Origin of the sequence: Frankia sp. CcI156 (genome assembly GCF_001983015.1) — a bacterium.
GTDB lineage: Bacteria > Actinomycetota > Actinomycetes > Frankiales > Frankiaceae > Frankia > Frankia casuarinae.
In genome coordinates, this window is the sequence record NZ_MOMD01000027.1 from 49350 (window position 1) to 64769 (window position 15420).

The 15420-nt window shown below is 68.4% G+C and carries 16 protein-coding genes and 1 riboswitch; of the genes, 14 read left to right on the forward strand and 2 right to left on the reverse strand.

The annotated features are described in order from the left end of the window. Positions 1–123: 123 nt before the first annotated feature. Entirely contained in the window at positions 124–1857 is a 1734-nt protein-coding gene (locus CcI156_RS12045) for an ABC transporter ATP-binding protein (protein ID WP_076805713.1), read from the forward strand. Then, the gene (locus tag CcI156_RS12050) at positions 1854–3815 is read left to right on the forward strand and encodes an ABC transporter ATP-binding protein (protein ID WP_076805715.1); all 1962 of its coding nucleotides are present in this window, start codon (positions 1854–1856) and stop codon (positions 3813–3815) included. Before CcI156_RS12045 ends, CcI156_RS12050 begins: the two co-directional genes overlap by 4 nt. Positions 3816–3921: 106 nt before the next feature. Here CcI156_RS12050 and CcI156_RS12055 read toward each other — a convergent pair whose 3' ends face one another. After that, a complete protein-coding gene (locus CcI156_RS12055) occupies positions 3922–5154 on the reverse strand; it encodes an ABC transporter substrate-binding protein (RefSeq protein WP_076805717.1) in 1233 nt (410 codons plus the stop codon). A 144-nt stretch (positions 5155–5298) separates the two neighbouring features. Between CcI156_RS12055 and CcI156_RS12060 the strand changes: the two genes are divergently transcribed. After that, positions 5299–7377, forward strand: a complete 2079-nt coding sequence (locus CcI156_RS12060; RefSeq protein ID WP_076805719.1) for an ABC transporter permease — start codon at positions 5299–5301, stop codon at positions 7375–7377. Next, a complete protein-coding gene (locus CcI156_RS12065) occupies positions 7374–9008 on the forward strand; it encodes an ATP-binding cassette domain-containing protein (RefSeq protein WP_076805721.1) in 1635 nt (544 codons plus the stop codon). The genes CcI156_RS12060 and CcI156_RS12065 overlap by 4 nt, the downstream gene beginning before the upstream one ends. A gap of 145 nt (positions 9009–9153) precedes the next feature. Next, positions 9154–9261: riboswitch (TPP riboswitch) on the forward strand. Here CcI156_RS12065 and CcI156_RS24800 read toward each other — a convergent pair. After that, the gene (locus CcI156_RS24800) at positions 9248–9496 is read right to left on the reverse strand and encodes a hypothetical protein (protein ID WP_175637576.1); all 249 of its coding nucleotides are present in this window, start codon (positions 9494–9496) and stop codon (positions 9248–9250) included. (Overlaps the previous riboswitch by 14 nt.) Here CcI156_RS24800 and thiC point away from each other — a divergent pair. The 10 genes from thiC to CcI156_RS12115 all read left to right on the forward strand — a co-directional run. Then, a complete protein-coding gene (gene thiC, locus CcI156_RS12070; protein ID WP_139341486.1) occupies positions 9393–11225 on the forward strand; it encodes a phosphomethylpyrimidine synthase ThiC in 1833 nt (610 codons plus the stop codon). The two genes, CcI156_RS24800 and thiC, sit on opposite strands and share 104 nt — an antisense overlap. Positions 11226–11493: 268 nt before the next feature. Continuing rightward, positions 11494–11811, forward strand: coding sequence for an ABATE domain-containing protein (locus tag CcI156_RS12075; protein ID WP_160323712.1), 318 nt, complete (start codon positions 11494–11496; stop codon positions 11809–11811). 27 nt (positions 11812–11838) lie between these two features. Then, the gene (locus CcI156_RS12080) at positions 11839–12096 is read left to right on the forward strand and encodes a helix-turn-helix transcriptional regulator (protein WP_330218951.1); all 258 of its coding nucleotides are present in this window, start codon (positions 11839–11841) and stop codon (positions 12094–12096) included. Further along, positions 12093–12251: a hypothetical protein gene (locus tag CcI156_RS25620; protein WP_023840839.1), complete on the forward strand. Its 159-nt coding sequence runs from the start codon at positions 12093–12095 to the stop codon at positions 12249–12251. Before CcI156_RS12080 ends, CcI156_RS25620 begins: the two co-directional genes overlap by 4 nt. Positions 12252–12693: 442 nt before the next feature. Further along, the gene (locus tag CcI156_RS12085; RefSeq protein WP_011434851.1) at positions 12694–12933 is read left to right on the forward strand and encodes a DUF433 domain-containing protein; all 240 of its coding nucleotides are present in this window, start codon (positions 12694–12696) and stop codon (positions 12931–12933) included. Continuing rightward, positions 12930–13340, forward strand: a complete 411-nt coding sequence (locus CcI156_RS26850) for a DUF5615 family PIN-like protein (RefSeq protein WP_011434852.1) — start codon at positions 12930–12932, stop codon at positions 13338–13340. Before CcI156_RS12085 ends, CcI156_RS26850 begins: the two co-directional genes overlap by 4 nt. 37 nt (positions 13341–13377) lie before the next feature. Next, the gene (locus CcI156_RS12095; protein WP_011434853.1) at positions 13378–13863 is read left to right on the forward strand and encodes a tyrosine-type recombinase/integrase; all 486 of its coding nucleotides are present in this window, start codon (positions 13378–13380) and stop codon (positions 13861–13863) included. A gap of 70 nt (positions 13864–13933) precedes the next feature. Then, positions 13934–14326, forward strand: coding sequence for a type II toxin-antitoxin system RelE/ParE family toxin (locus tag CcI156_RS12100; protein WP_076805724.1), 393 nt, complete (start codon positions 13934–13936; stop codon positions 14324–14326). Further along, positions 14323–14637 (forward strand): helix-turn-helix transcriptional regulator, encoded by a 315-nt coding sequence (locus CcI156_RS12105; RefSeq protein ID WP_076805726.1) that lies wholly within the window; start codon positions 14323–14325, stop codon positions 14635–14637. Before CcI156_RS12100 ends, CcI156_RS12105 begins: the two co-directional genes overlap by 4 nt. Before the next feature lie 557 nt (positions 14638–15194). Continuing rightward, positions 15195–15420 (forward strand): transposase (locus CcI156_RS12115; RefSeq protein WP_254847388.1); only part of this gene is annotated, 226 nt, incomplete at its 3' end.

The window sequence follows — 15420 nt, forward strand, 5'->3', positions numbered from 1 at the left end:
ACTGAAAATGCCTTGACCTGATGTTGGGTTGACGTCGTAGGGTCGCAACACGTCTGCAGTGTGCTTACCCACCGTTGTCGCGATCTACCGGTTCGACCACCAGCCGCCACCGAGAGGGACCGTATGCTGATCCGACTTCTGCGGGCTCACCTCGGCCCCTACGGCCGGCCGATCTCGATACTGGTCCTTCTGCAGCTGGTGGCGACGATCGCCATGCTCTACCTCCCCACCCTCAACGCCGACATCATTGATCGTGGAGTGGTCATCRGCGACACCGGCTACATCATGCGTATCGGTGGACTCATGCTCGGTGTCAGCGTCGTGCAGATCGTCTGTGCCGGCGCCGCCGTCTTCTTCGGAGCCCGGACGGCGATGGYGCTCGGTCGGGACATCCGGGCGTCGGTGTTCGACCGGGTCCAGTCGTTCTCGGCCCGGGAGGTCGGCCGCTTCGGCGCGCCCTCTCTGATCACCCGGGCCACGAACGACGTGCAGCAGGTGCAGATGCTGATGTTAATGAGCTTCACGCTCATGGTCTCCGCGCCGATCATGTGCCTGGGCGGCATCATCCTGGCGGTCAACCAGGATGCCGGGCTCTCGCTCCTGCTCGTCGCGATCACTCCGGTCCTCGCAGTGATCATCAGCTTGATCGTGCGACGGATGCGGCCGCTGGGCCGGGCGATGCAGGAGCGCTTGGACGCCGTCAACCGGATCCTGCGGGAGCAGATCACCGGGCTCCGGGTGATCCGCGCTTTTGTCCAGGACGACTATGAGCGGCGCCGGTTCGCGGTGGCTGACGCCGAACTGACCGACATCTCGTTGCGGTTCGGTCGACTCATGGCGTTGATGTTCCCGCTCGTGCTCACCGTGGTCAACTTCTCGAGCGTGGCCGTGCTGTGGTTCGGTGCCCACCGTATCGACGCCGGCCAGATGCRGATCGGCGCGCTGACAGCCTTCCTCAGCTACCTGATGCAGATCCTGATGTCGGTGATGATGGCCACCTTCATGTTCATGATGATTCCCCGCGCCGAGGTGTGCGCGGAGCGCATCCAGGAGGTGCTCGAGACCGACTCCACGGTCCTGCCACCGCAGAACCCGGTGCGGGAGCTGCGCCGCCACGGTGACCTGGAACTGCGGGGCGTCGGGTTCCACTACCCGGGCGCGGAGGCGCCGGTCCTGCGCGCAATCAGCCTGCGCGCCCGGCCGGGTCAGACCACAGCCATCATCGGCAGCACCGGTAGCGGCAAGACAACGCTGCTCGGTCTGGTCCCGCGGTTGGCCGACGCCACCGAGGGCGCCGTCCTCGTCGACGGCGTCGACGTCCGCGATCTCGACCMGGCGCTGCTCGCCCGGACCGTCGGCCTGGTTCCACAGAGGCCGTATCTGTTCTCCGGCACCGTCGCGACCAATCTGCGCTACGGAAATCCGGACGCCACCGACGACGAACTGTGGCGCGCGCTGGAGATCGCGCAGGCGAAGGACTTCGTCGAAGCCATGCCGGACGGTCTCGACACCGCGATCGCCCAGGGTGGCACGAACGTCTCCGGCGGCCAGCGCCAACGGCTCTCCATCGCCCGCGTGCTCGTTCACGGCCCGGAGATCTACCTGTTCGACGACTCCTTCTCGGCCCTCGACTACGCCACCGACGCCCGCCTGCGCAGGGCGCTCGCCCACGAGACCTCCGCCGCGACCGTGGTGATCGTCGCTCAGCGGGTCGCCACCATCCGGGATGCGGATCAGATCATCGTGCTGGACCACGGTGAGGTGGCCGGCGTCGGCACCCACCAGCAGCTGATGGCCGACAACACCACGTACCGCGAGATTGTGCTCTCCCAGCTCACCGAGGAGGAGGCGGCATGAGCAGCCCGGTACCGGCACCGCGCCGCGGCCCGGCCCCGACGGCCGGGCCCGCTCGGTTCTTCGTGGGCCCGGGCGCGACGGAGAAGTCGATGGACTTCGCCGCGTCGAGCCGCCGGCTGCTCGGACTGCTGCGACCGCAGCGTCACCTGCTGATCGCCGTCGTGGTCCTGGCGACGTTGAGCGTCGGCCTGAGCGTGATCGGTCCTCGCCTGCTCGGCCACGCCACCGACCTGGTGTTCGCGGGGATCTTCAGTCGGCGGCTGCCAGCCGGCAGCACGAAGGAACAGGCGGTCGCGCAGCTGCGTGCCACCGGCCACGGTACCCAGGCGGACCTGCTCGCCTCGCTCGACGTGACCCCCGGTCATGGCATGGACTTCGATGCCATCGGTGTCGTGCTGCTGGGGGTCGTGGTCGTCTACGCGGTGTCCGGATTGTGCGGTGTGCTCCAGGCCCGGCTGGCGAACCTGGCCCTGYAGAGAGTGATCAGTGATCTGCGCCGCGACGTCCAGGCGAAGATCTCGCGGTTGCCCGTCCGTTACTTCGACGGTCAGCCGCGAGGCGAGGTGCTCAGCCGGGTCACCAACGACATCGACAACTTCGGGCAGAGCCTGCAGCAGAGCATGTCGCAGATTGTCGCGTCGACGCTGACGATCGTGGGCGTGCTATCGATGATGCTCTGGATCTCCTGGATCCTCGCCCTGATCGCGCTGGTCACGGTGCCAGTGTCGATCATGATGGCGACCCGGGTCGGCAAGCTGGCTCAGCCCCAGTTTGTCGCCCAGTGGCGGATCACCGGTGGTCTCAACGCCCATATCGAGGAGATGTACACCGGGCACACGCTCGTGCGGGCGTTCGGCCGGYAGGAGGAATCCGCGGAGATCTTTCGTGAGCAGAACGAGCGGCTCTACGCCGCCAGTTGGCGCGCGCAGTTCATCTCCGGTCTCATGCAGCCCTCGATGTTGTTCATCGGAAACCTGAACTACGTGCTGGTAGCTGTGATCGGCGGCCTGCGGGTCGCGTCCGGCTCGCTGTCGATCGGTGACGTCCAGGCGTTCATCCAATATTCTCGGCAGTTCAGCCAGCCGTTGTCCCAGGTTGCCAGCATGGCGAACCTGGTGCAGTCCGGGGTGGCCTCCGCGGAGCGGGTGTTCGACCTGCTCGACACCGTCGAGCAGGAACCCGACCGGGCGGTTCCGGCGCATCCGGAGCGGCTTCGTGGCCGGGTGGCCTTCGAACGCGTCTCCTTCCGCTACGAACCGAACAAGCCGTTGATCGAGGACCTGTCACTTGTCGCGGAACCTGGTCACACCGTCGCGATCGTCGGGCCGACCGGCGCCGGCAAGACCACTCTGATCAACCTGCTGATGCGCTTCTACGAGGTCACCGGCGGACGGATCACCTTGGACGGGGTCGATGTCGCGGCGATGTCGCGGGATGAACTGCGGGCCAGCATCGGCATGGTCCTGCAGGACACCTGGCTGTTCGGCGGAACGATCGCGGAGAACATCGCCTACGGTGCGGAGGGCGCCACCCACGAGCAGATTGTGGCGGCGGCCCGCGCCGCGCACGTCGACCGGTTCGTCCGCACTCTTCCCGCGGGTTACGACACCGTGCTCGACGACRAGGGGGTCGGCGTGAGCGGCGGGGAGAAGCAGCTGATCACCATCGCCCGCGCCTTCCTCGTGGAACCTCTGATCCTGGTTCTCGACGAGGCGACGAGCTCGGTGGACACCCGTACCGAGGTCCTCATCCAACGGGCGATGTCGACCCTGCGGGCGGGGCGGACCGCGTTCGTCATCGCGCATCGGCTGTCGACCATCCGGGACGCGGACACCATTCTCGTGATGGAGAACGGAGCCATCGTCGAACAGGGCACCCACACCGAGCTCCTGGCCGCCGATGGCCCATACTCCCGGCTGTACCAGTCCCAGTTCGCCCAGGCCGTCGTCGAGATCTGACCGTCGAGATCTGACGGTCGAGATCTGCGTGAGCGGTTGCGCCACCGGCCCGTGCGTGTGACAGCGGGGATGAGCACGAGCCGGACGGCTTGTTAGGCGAACGTGGTCAGTTGATCAGTTTGATGAGCTGGCGCCCGTCGAGCCAGTTGCCRGTGACATCGGTGAACGTGTTGTTCTTCCACGCCAGCAGCCGCACCGCCGTGTTGCAGATCGCCGGGAAGATGTCGATCTGCTTGCCGTCGCAGGTGAACGGATGGGCCATGACGTTCGGGCGGTCGTGGGAGGCGCGAAGCGCCGTGAGCAGGGCGGCCGAGGTCGGCTGGGCGGTACCGGCCAGCAGCGACCGGATGTTGAGGACGGCGGAGAAGGATCCCTGCGACGACGAGGACCGATCGGCCTCCGGGATCGCCTTACGGAACGCCGCCGTGTCGGCGTCACCATCGCTCGTCCCGACCGGTAGGTAGCTGGATGCGAAGTAGAGGTTGTCGGTCCGGCCGCTGGCCGCGCGCGGCACCGCGGGGGTGGTGCAGGGACCGATGAAGTAGATGTCGCTGCGGATGTTCAGCGCCGCCGCGGCCTGGACGATCCGGGTGCACGTCGCCGCCTGGAACACCACGATGATCGCGTCCGGCTTGCCCGCCGCGACCTGGGTCAGGGCCGGCGCGAAGTCTGCCGCGTCGGATTTCTCCGGCACCAGTTTGACGTCGGACACACCYTTATGGTGCAGGACGTTCTGCGATCCCTGGATAGCGGCGGACAGCAGGCCGGGCAGGTCGAGGTACAGGGCATGCACGCTGCGCACATGCCGGATGTTCGTCAGATAGTCGGTGAGGCCGAGCAGCTCGCTGAGCGAACCGCCGGAAAATGCGAAGGCGTTGTGTGAGCCGAGTTCTCCGCTCAGTTGAGGAGAGCCGGTGACGTACGGGATGTGGGCGGTCTCGTATATCGGCATCGCCGCCTCCGCGCCGAAATCGATCMCGCCGACCACCGCGAGTGGTTTCGTGGCGACAAGCCGGTTGGCGCAGTTCTGGGAGGACTCCGGCGAGCCGTCGGTTGCGCAGCTGATCAGCCGGAGCGGTCGACCGTCGAGCCCGCCCAGAGAGGTGTTGGCGTAGTCCACGGCGGCCTGAGCGGCCTTCCGGGTCTCCGGGTATGACCCGACAGTGCTGTTCTCAACCGTTACGAAGCCGACAGTGACCGCAGGCCCGGTCAGGCGGCTCGCCGCCGCGCTGCCACCGGCAGCTGCGCCGGACGAGCCACCGCGCTGACTMGTGCACCCGGCGACAACGACGGACAAGGCTACGGAGAACGCGAGGAGGATGCGGGAGGCTTGTCTCACGGCTCGTGAAGCTACACTTCTGTCGTCCAGTTCTGGGGGCTTGACCGTCGACCGGCCGGACGGGGACTGTTGTGTGACCATGCGTCCGGTCTTCATCGCAGTTCGGATCTCTCTATCTGCAATAGATGCGTCTACGGGGGCCCGGTGACAACGTATATAGCAGCATTGCTGCTCGGCCTTGGCCCGGGGGCCGTGTACGCGGCGCTCGGGCTAGGGCTCGTGCTCACCTACCGCGCGTCCGGCGTGGTRAACATCGCCCATGGGGCGTTCGCTATGTACGCCACCTACCAGTACGCAGAACTACGGGAGGTCGGGGACCTCGTACTGCCCGTCGTCGGGATGCCGCCAAGAATTCATCTCACCGACACGCCCACCTTCGGGCTAGCCCTGTCAGTATCCCTCGCAATGGCGGCAATTCTAGCACTGGCATCCTATCTGGTGGTTTTTCGGCCCTTGCGGCGTGCCCAGCCGCTGATGACGGTCGTGGCGGCGGTCGGCCTCACGATCGCGCTGCAGGCCGTCGCCGTGCTCCAGTTCGGATCTGACAACAGGTTCCTCAGCCCGGTGCTGCCGCAGTCACCGCTGTCCCTGCTGGGCGTGACCGTGGCGAGTGACCGGCTGCTGCTCGCCGCGTCGGTCATCGTGGTCGCCGCCGGTCTGTGGGCGATGTCGCGCTGGACGTTGTTCGGCCTGGCTACCCGCGCCGTCGCCGAGGATGAGCAGACCACCGCGCTTCTCGGCCGGCGGCCCGGCTGGATCGCCGCCGTCAACTGGGTCATGGCGGCCGTGCTCGCCGCCCTCGCCGGGATCCTCGTGGCGCCGATCAGTGCGCTGAATCCGACGAGCTACTCGCTGTTCGTCGTTCCCGCGCTCGCCGCCGCTCTGCTCGGTGGCCTGTCCTCGTTCGGTCTGACCGTCGTCGGAGCTCTCGGCCTCGGCATGACCCAGGCCGTCCTGATCCCGCTGCAACAGGACGTCTCCTGGTTGAACCAGCCGGGACTGCGCGCGCTGCTTCCGATGCTTCTGGTCATCGCGGTGGCGGGCCGGCGCGGGGATCTCATTCCCGGTCGCGCCGCGGGCGTCGCCGTGTCGGCTCCGATGCCGGTGGTCGACCCGCCGGAGTCTCCCCTGCGCCACCTCGCGGTCGGTGTGCCGTTCGGGGTGGTCGCGATCCTCGTGCTGGCCGGCCCCTACCGGCTCGGCCTCGAACGCAGCCTTGCCGGCGCCGTGGTGTGTCTGTCGTTCGTCGTGTTGACCGGGTACGTCGGACAGCTCTCGTTGGCACAGATGACCCTCGCCGGTGTCGCCGGCTTCCTGTTGGCCAGACTCCAGGGTGAGCTGGGCGTGCCGTTCCCGATCGCACCCCTGCTCGCCACGGGTGCCGCCGCCGTGGCGGGCCTGCTGCTGGGGGTGCTGTCACGGCGGCTGCGTGGAATCGACCTGGCATTGATCACTCTGGTCGCCGGCGTCGCGATCCAGGAGGTGGTGTTCGGAAACCCGCTGGTCACCGGCGGGTTGGCCGGGTCGGTAGTACCGAGTCCGAAGATCTTCGGCCTCGATCTCGGGCTCGCCGGTGCCGGGTTCCCCCGGCCGCAGTACGGGCTGCTGGCGTTGGYCGTGCTCGCCGCGTGCTGCTACGGAGTCGCCCGGCTGCGCACCGCGGACCTGGGCCGGCGCATGCTGGCCGTGCGCGCGAACGAACGGGCCGCTGCCGCGGCCGGGATCGACGTCCGTCGTACGAAGGTGCTCGCCTTCACCCTCTCCGCCGCGATCGCCGGTCTCGGCGGCTGCCTCATCGGCTACGGCCAGGGACGTCTGTCCTTCGACTCGTTCGGCGTCACGGCCTCGCTGTTCTTCCTGGCGATCGCGGCCGCCGGCGGGGTGACGAGTGTCGGCGGAGCGTTGCTGGGCGGTCTGCTGGTGCCGGGCGGAATCGTGTTCATCGTGCTGGACCAGGTTGCCGGGCTCGGCAAGTACCAGTCCGTGCTGTGCGGGATCGCCGYCGTGGTGCTGGCGGTGCTACGTCCGGCCGGGCTCGCGTACCGACCGCATCGGACGGCTCGCGCCGATCATCAGGGCCGCGCGGATCGGTCGGGTGGCACGCATCGGACCGGTCCTGGGCAGCGAACGCGTCGAGGAGATCACGTGCGACACCCGCAGCCGCCGGACCAGGGCCGGCCGAGCCTGACCCCGCATCCGGTCAACCCGGGCGGAGCCCCGTGACGGCGTTGCTGGCGGTCGACATGCTCGCCGCCGACCAGGGCCGCACGCGCATCCTCGAGGATGTCTCCTTCACTCTGTCGGCAGGCACCATCACCGGGCTCATCGGACCCAACGGAGCCGGAAAGACGACGTTGATCGACGCCCTCACCGGGTTTGCGTCGATCAGCGCGGGTACCGTCACGCTGGACGGTGCCGTGCTCGTCGGACTGCCGGCGCATGAGCGGCTGCGGTTGGGGCTCGCCCGCACCTTCCAGGCGCTGGAACTCTTCGACAGTCTGGAGGTCGGGGAGAACCTGGCCGTCGTCACGCCCCGGGCACCCGGACCCGCGACCGGGCCAGATCCGGCCCGGTCGCTCGGGCTCGCCACGATCGCCGATCGCCTGCCGTCGACGCTCTCCCACGACGAGCGGTCCTCGGTGGCTCTCGGCCGCGCCCTCGTCGCCAGGCCGAAGGTCCTGCTGCTGGACGAACCGGCCGCGGGTCTCGACCCGGCCGCCCGCCGGACGCTCGCCGACCGGCTGCGCCGCATCGCCGCCGACGGCATCGCCGTGCTGCTCGTTGACCACGACGTGAAGCTCGTCTTCGACGTATGCGACCACGTCCTCGTCCTGGACGGGGGCCGCGTCGTCGCGCGCGGTCGATCCGCCGAGGTGCGCGCCGATCCGGCGGTCCGCGCTGCCTATCTGGGCGGTGGTGGGCCCGACGGCGGCGACCGCGCCGGGACCGCCCCGGGACCCGGGCCCGGCTCGGCCTCTGCTCTCGACTCCGTGTCTGCTCTCGACTCCGTGTCTGCTCTCGACTCCGTGCCTGCTCTCGACTCCGTGCCTGCTCTCGACTCCGTGCCTGCTCTCGACTCCGTGCCCGCCTCCACCCCGGCGCCGGCCCCCGGCCGAGGCGGGGGCGATCTGCTCGTACTCGACCGGGTCACGAGCGGATACGACGGAGTTCCGGTGCTCCGGGACGTGTCGCTCACCGTCGGTGCCGGGGAGATCGTGGCGCTGCTCGGAGCGAACGGCGCGGGCAAGACGACGCTGATCCGCACGGCGGCGGGGCTGCTGACGCCGTCGAGGGGACGGGTCAAGGTCCTCGATGACCGGTCGCGCCGGGCCGCGCCGAGCACACTCGCCCGCCGGGGGATGGCGGTCGTACCGCAGGGACGAGGATCACTCGGGCGGTTGACCGTCCGCGAGAACCTGCGCCTGGCGGCCGGCCGGCGCTCATCCRGCGAGATCGGGCGGGTGTTGGACTGGTTCCCGGTGCTGCGCGGCCTGCTCGACCGGTCGGCCGGAGAACTGTCCGGGGGCGAGCGGCAACGGCTCGCGTTGGCCGTCGCTCTGGTGCGCAGACCGCGTCTGCTGCTGGTGGACGAGCTGTCGTTCGGCCTGGCACCCGGGATTGCGCCGCAGCTGCTCGCCCTGCTGCGCACGATCGCCCTCGAGACGTCGACCGGCGTGCTGCTGGTCGAGCAGTTCGTCTCGCTCGCGTTGCAGGTGGCCGACCGTGGCTACGTTCTCGACCGGGGCCGGATCGCGCTGTCGGCGAGCGCGGCGGATCTCATCGCGCATCCCGAGCTCATCGAGACGGCCTACCTGGGCGGGAGTTCCGGGCCGGCGGCGGCCCCGGACCGCTGAGCTGGTCCGGCGTTCCCCGCCACGCAGAGAAACCGGGGTCCGGCGGAACAGGGCTCTTCACGTCGCCCGATGGTGTAGGGCATGCGTCGGATGAACCGGAAGGGGTGGCGAGCGGGCCGGCGGTGTCTTACTGTCGACAAGCGTCGAAGTTGATCGCGGGAGCTCCGCCAAGGGGCTGAGAGGGCGGCTGGGGCCGCCGACCGCAGGAACCTGTCCGGGTAATGCCGGCGTAGGGAGTCTTACATGGTGTCGCGTACCGACCGTTCGTCCTCGTCCACCTCGAAGGCCGTCACCTCGTCCCCGTCCACCTCATCCTTGTCGTCCGCCGCATCCTCCCCGTCCGTCTCGTCCTCGTCCTCCTCGTCGYCCGTCTCGGCCGCGGGGATGACGGCGGTCTCGACGGGTCCGCTGACGGGCAGCCGCAAGACCTGGCTGGTCGGAGCGGATCCCGATCTGCGGGTGCCGATGCGGGAGATCGTGCTGACCACGGGTGACACCGTCGTGGTGTACGACACCTCCGGTCCATATACCGATCCGGGGGTGACGATCGATGTGCGCCGGGGTCTGCCGGCGACGCGGGACAGCTGGATCGCCCAGCGTGGCGACACCGCGCCGGATGAGCGGCGGACCGTTCCCGGGACCGGGACATCGGGTCCTGGGACGCTCGGTTCTGGGACGCCCGGTTCTGGGACGCCCGGTTCTGGGACGCCCGGTTCTGGGCCGCTCGGTCTCGGCGGGACGGATCTCGACGGGCGGGTGCGAGTGCCCCGTCGGGCGGTGCCGGGACGGCCTTCCATAACCCAGCTGGGCTACGCCCGCCGCGGTCAGATCACTCGGGAGATGGAGTTCGTCGCCCTGCGGGAGGGTCTTCCCGTCGAGACGGTGCGGGCGGAGATCGCCGCGGGGCGGGYCGTGCTGCCRGCGAACGTGAACCATCCCGAGTCCGAGCCGATGGCGATCGGCCGTGCGTTTCTCGTGAAGATCAATGCGAACCTCGGCAACTCGGCCGTTACCTCCTCGATCGAGGAGGAGGTCGAGAAGATGGTGTGGGCGACCCGCTGGGGCGCGGACACCGTGATGGACCTCTCGACCGGGTCGGACATCGCCCTGACCCGTGAGTGGATCATCCGTAACGCGCCGGTGCCGGTCGGGACCGTGCCGATCTACCAGGCGTTGGAGAAGGTCGGTGGCCGGCCGGAGAAGCTGTCCTGGGAGGTCTACCGGGACACCGTGATCGAGCAGTGCGAGCAGGGTGTGGACTACATGACGGTCCACGCGGGGGTGCTGCTGCGCTACGTGCCGCTGACCGCGCGGCGCAGGACCGGGATCGTCTCGCGCGGCGGCTCGATCCTGGCCTCCTGGTGCCTGGCCCATCACGAGGAGAACTTCCTCTACACCCACTTCGCCGAGCTGTGCGAGATCTTCGCCGCGTACGACGTCACGTTCTCTCTGGGCGACGGCCTGCGGCCCGGGTCCATCGCGGACGCGAACGATGAGGCCCAGCTCGCCGAGCTCGCCACCCTGGGCGAGTTGACGCAGGTGGCGTGGGAGCACGACGTCCAGGTGATGATCGAGGGACCCGGGCACGTGCCCATGAACAAGATCGAGGAGAACGTGCAGCTGCAGCGGGAGCTGTGCCACGACGCGCCGTTCTACACCCTCGGGCCGCTGACCACCGACATCGCCCCCGGCTACGACCACATCACCTCCGCGRTCGGGGCGGCGATGATCGGATGGGCCGGTACCGCCATGCTCTGTTACGTCACCCCGAAGGAGCATCTCGGCCTGCCCGACCGGGACGACGTCAAGGCCGGCGTTATCGCCTACAAGATCGCCGCGCACGCCGCCGACCTCRCTAAGGGGCATCCCGGCGCGCAGGCCTGGGATGACGCCCTGTCGGACGCCCGGTTCGAATTCCGCTGGGCCGACCAGTTCCACCTCGCGCTCGACCCCGACACCGCACGCGCGTTCCACGACGAGACGCTGCCGGCCCCGGCCGCGAAGTCGGCGCACTTCTGTTCGATGTGCGGCCCGCACTTCTGCTCGATGAAGATTTCCCACCAGGTGCGGGCACACGCGGGCGGGGACGGGCTGGACCCGGCCGGGCATGGCGCGGACCCGGCCGGCGACGAGGCGGTCACCGCCGGCCTGCGCGAGAAGGCCGCCGAGTTCAACGCCGCCGGCAATCGGATCTACCTCCCGGTGGCCAACTCCTGACCGCCGTGGCCAACTCCTGACCGCCGTGGCCAACTCCTGACCGACGTGGCCAACTCCTGACCGACCGTCCCGACGGGCTTCCGCCGGTCAGCGGCGGGCCCCGTCGGGCGCAGGGGGCTCAGCGGGCGCAGCGGCCCCGGTGGTCCATAAAAGCTATCTAAAAAAGATATCTAAGACGATTACTTTGACGAGGGAGTAACCTCTCAAGAGGAAGTGGAGTGGTTATTTGGGTGATCGGCTCGAGGGGAGGTCTCCGATGAACCCGGACGTGCTGATCGGGTTGGGCGATCATCCGGTGCTGGACTTCGTCAACAGCCTCGCCTTCTCGGCGGACGGCCCGATCGAGTTGATCGCCGATGGCTGGAGCTACCTGCGCTGGCTCCAGCTCACGGGGCTTGTCGGCACGGCCGAACGAGAGGCGCTGCCTGCCCGGTTCGGATCCGAGGAGCTCGACCGCATCGCCGTCGCCGCGGTCGAGCTCCGGGAGTGGCTGCGGCCGCGCATCGGCGCCTGGGCGGGCGGCAGCTCCACCGTGCCGGACGAACCCACGCTGTCGCGACTGAATGGGCTGTTGGCCACCGACTGAAGCGCGCAGGTCGGCTACCACTGGCATCTGCGGAAGCTGATGGCCGAGCGTGGGCTGTTCGCGACGACGGCGCTGGTCCCGCTGCTCGCCGAGCGGGGTGTCCGGCTCTCCCGCGAGCAGGTCTACCGGTTGGTGACCGGCATCCCGGAGCGGCTGTCGCTGGCCACACTCGCCGCGCTCTGCGACATCCTCGGCTGCGCGCCCGGAGACCTGGTCGAGCCCTATTGGGGCCGGCCCCGGCGCGCCGACATCACCGCCATCCCCGGCCCGGGGGTCGGGTCATGACCAGCCCCTGGGCGTCACGGCTCGCGACGGCGGCGGCCCGCTGGGTGGCGGTGACCGCCGCGGTCGCGGCCGCCGACCCGTCGCTGCCCGCCGACGTGATTACCGCGGCGGTGCCGGTCTGCGCGCGCACGACGACCAGCCCGACATCTGCGTGAACTGCTTCACACTCCCGGAAGCGGTCTGCTCGGTCTGCGGGCGGCGGCGGCCCTGCGCGTTCGCCACCAGCGACGCCCCGCTCCGCCAGACCTGCACGCCTCGGCGCCCACCAGGTACTCCCGGCACGCGACGAGGCACTCGCCCGCGCCGAACAGCGCCTGGCCCGCCGGCTCGCAGACGTCGAACCGCCCGAACACCGACGCGTTGCAACCGCCGAGGGACTCGAACCCCCAACCTTCTGATCCGTAGTTAGATTTGGATCTTCCGTCGACGTCTGTCAACGTCCGCCCTGTCTGCTGACCATGAGCGTTCCGTCCACCGGTATCCGTCGACGTCCACCCGCGTCCAGCGGCTTGGCTGTCAACTTGGCTGTCACTCGTGCCACGGCTTGGACCACGTGACGGGCGCTCGACGCTGAGATCCGGGAGCATACTGGGAGGCATGGCGGAAGATCTTCTGGCGCTCGTCGTGGCCGACCCGACAGTCGGTCATGGRCAGGCGTGTATCCGGGGGACCCGGGTGCCGGTGAGTGTCGTGCTCGACTGCCTTGCCGACGGTATGTCCGACGGTGAGATCATCGCGGAGTACCCGTCGCTGACCGTGTCGGGGATCCGTGCGGCCGCTGCCTACGGGGCGCGTCTGGCGCGGGAGGATCTCGTGCCGCTTCGTACCGCGCCGTGAAGGTCAAGCTGGACGAGGGTCTCCCGGTCTCCCTTGCCGAGCGACTCGCCAAGCACGGGATCGATGCCGATACCGTGCTTGCGGAGAACCTGTCGGGCCGCTCCGATCCGGAGGTGCTCGCTGCTGCGGTTGCCGAGAACCGGATCGTGTTCACCCTCGACCGCGGCTGCGGGAACATCCGTGCCTACCCGCCGGGATCGCTTCACTATCACCTCGTGACCTACAGAGGGCCGCGCCGTGAAGAGACATGCGCTCTGAACTGGCCGGACGTCGACCTCGACCAAAAGAAGATCCTCATCCAGTGGCAGCTCGTCGTCGTCGGCTGGAAGGTGCAGCGCACCAGGCCCAAGACCGACGCGGGAGTGCGGGAACTGCTCCTCGACGACCTCACTGTCGAGGAGTTCTAACCGTCATCGGGAACGGCAGCACGACGAGCGCCGCGCCATGGGCCTCGACTGGGACCCCTCAGGACCGGTGTTCACGACCCTCGACGGCGATCCTCTGCATCCCGCCGCCGTCTCCGCCGAGTTCCAGGACCAGATCGCGAGAGCCGGGGTACCCCCGATCCGCCTTCACGATGCCCGGCACGTCGCCGCCACCCTCATGCACGGCGGCGGCGCGGACCTGAAGGTCATCCAGGAGACCCTCGGCCACTCCAGCCACGAGGTGACGGTCAACACCTACACCTCGGTCCTGGAAGAACTCGCCCGGGAAGCCGCCGAAGGCGCCGCCCGACTCGTCCCCCGCACTCCACCCACTCGGGCCGCGCACACCCCGCGCACACCCGACAGGTCACAAGAAGATCGAATAGGAGAAAAACCGCAGGTCAAGCAGGGTGCGCTCGGCAACGCACCACAAACACCCCCACCAGCACGGTTGCGGATCACACACGCGATCATACTGTCGGCGACCAGAGCTCAGTGGTGTTGATTGGAAATATTCGATCAATCGTCACCTGCACTCACCCGGATCCATGTTTAGCTTGAGCTATAGTTGACCAATGGCCGCAACGCCCGCCCGGTGGACGATCAAGGCCACCTCCGAGGTGCGAGAGTGGCTGCGTTCGCTGCGCCGGGAGGAGCCGGACAGCTACCGATCCGTCAACGCGGCAATCGACATGCTCGCCGAGGCCGGGCCGGCGCTCGGGCGCCCGCTGGTCGACACCCTCAAGGGATCAACGATCAGCAACCTCAAGGAGCTCCGACCGCGGTCGGGCCGCGAGGTGGCCATCCGAGTGATCTTCGTGTTCGATCCATGGTCGCAGGCCGTGCTGCTGGTCGCGGGGAACAAGGCCGGCGACTGGTCGCACTGGTACAGGGCTGCGATTCCTKCGGCAGAGGTTGTCTACGACGGCTGGCTGGCCGTCGAACGGAAACGGCGGGAGGGCTCATGACCGAGTTCCATGACTGGGAGGACATCCGCGCCGAGCTCCATGACGGCGATGACGCGGCACTCGCCGTGGAACGAGYGCGTACGGAGGCGTGGGCCAGCGCCTACCACCTGGCCGAGGAGCGCAAGCGCCTTGGTTTGACACAGCGTCAGGTCGCCGATCTGATGGGCGTCTCACCTGGCCGGATAAGCCAGATCGAAAACGGTGATCTGGACGTGAACGAGGTGGCAACCCTGAGCCGATACGCCCGGGCGTTGGGCGCACGCATGCGGATCATCTTCGACTACGGTAATGACCTCCGCCAGATCGCCTGATACGACCGGGAACTCAAGAAGCGGATCGGGGCGGCGCTGCYGCTGCTGCTGTCCCAGGGGCGCACCCCCGGAGTCGTGATCGTCGCCGGCCGACCCCACCCGCGCTGCCGACCGAGGCGTGGATCAACCAGCCCCCAGCGATCATCGAGACCGAGGAGGCGCTACCCACGAACCAAGCAGCCTGATGTCTCATCGGGATTGACAGGCTCCGATGGCGGAGAAGCAAGGTGCATTGCGCAAGCTCGACGATCACCTGTCCAGCGACGCTGGCGAGGATGCGCGGTAGGGATGTTGCTACTAATAGGAATCTTAGCATCTGGACACGGCTGCCCTATTGTGATTCAATAACTAGAGTTTCGCAGTTTTCTTGATCCAGATCAGTGTCTGGCAACGGCTGGATAATTTTCCCGATTGCTTTCGGGTGGATGATTCCCTGGTGCCTGCCGGTGGTATCGCGGTGCGTGGCGGAGGGGTGGAAGGCCAGCGCGAGGGGCTGGTGGCGGGAGCATCAGCGTTTCCTGTACCAACCCGAAAGTTGGACGCCGATRCTCCCGGACGTGACGATACCGGTTTCTCTGGCGGTGCTGCTGGAGGGTTTCCGGCCGTGTTTCACCGCGCCGTCGTTCCGGACGTTCCGGGCGCTCGTCGTGGGGATGCTCGCCACCGGCGGGCGGCGCACGGTGTGCGGGATGCTCGTCGGCGCGGGCCTGTCCACGCTGTGGCCGCACGACCGGGCGCACCGGTTTTTCGCGCGGGCGGTCTGGTCGCCGGAGAAGGTCGGCC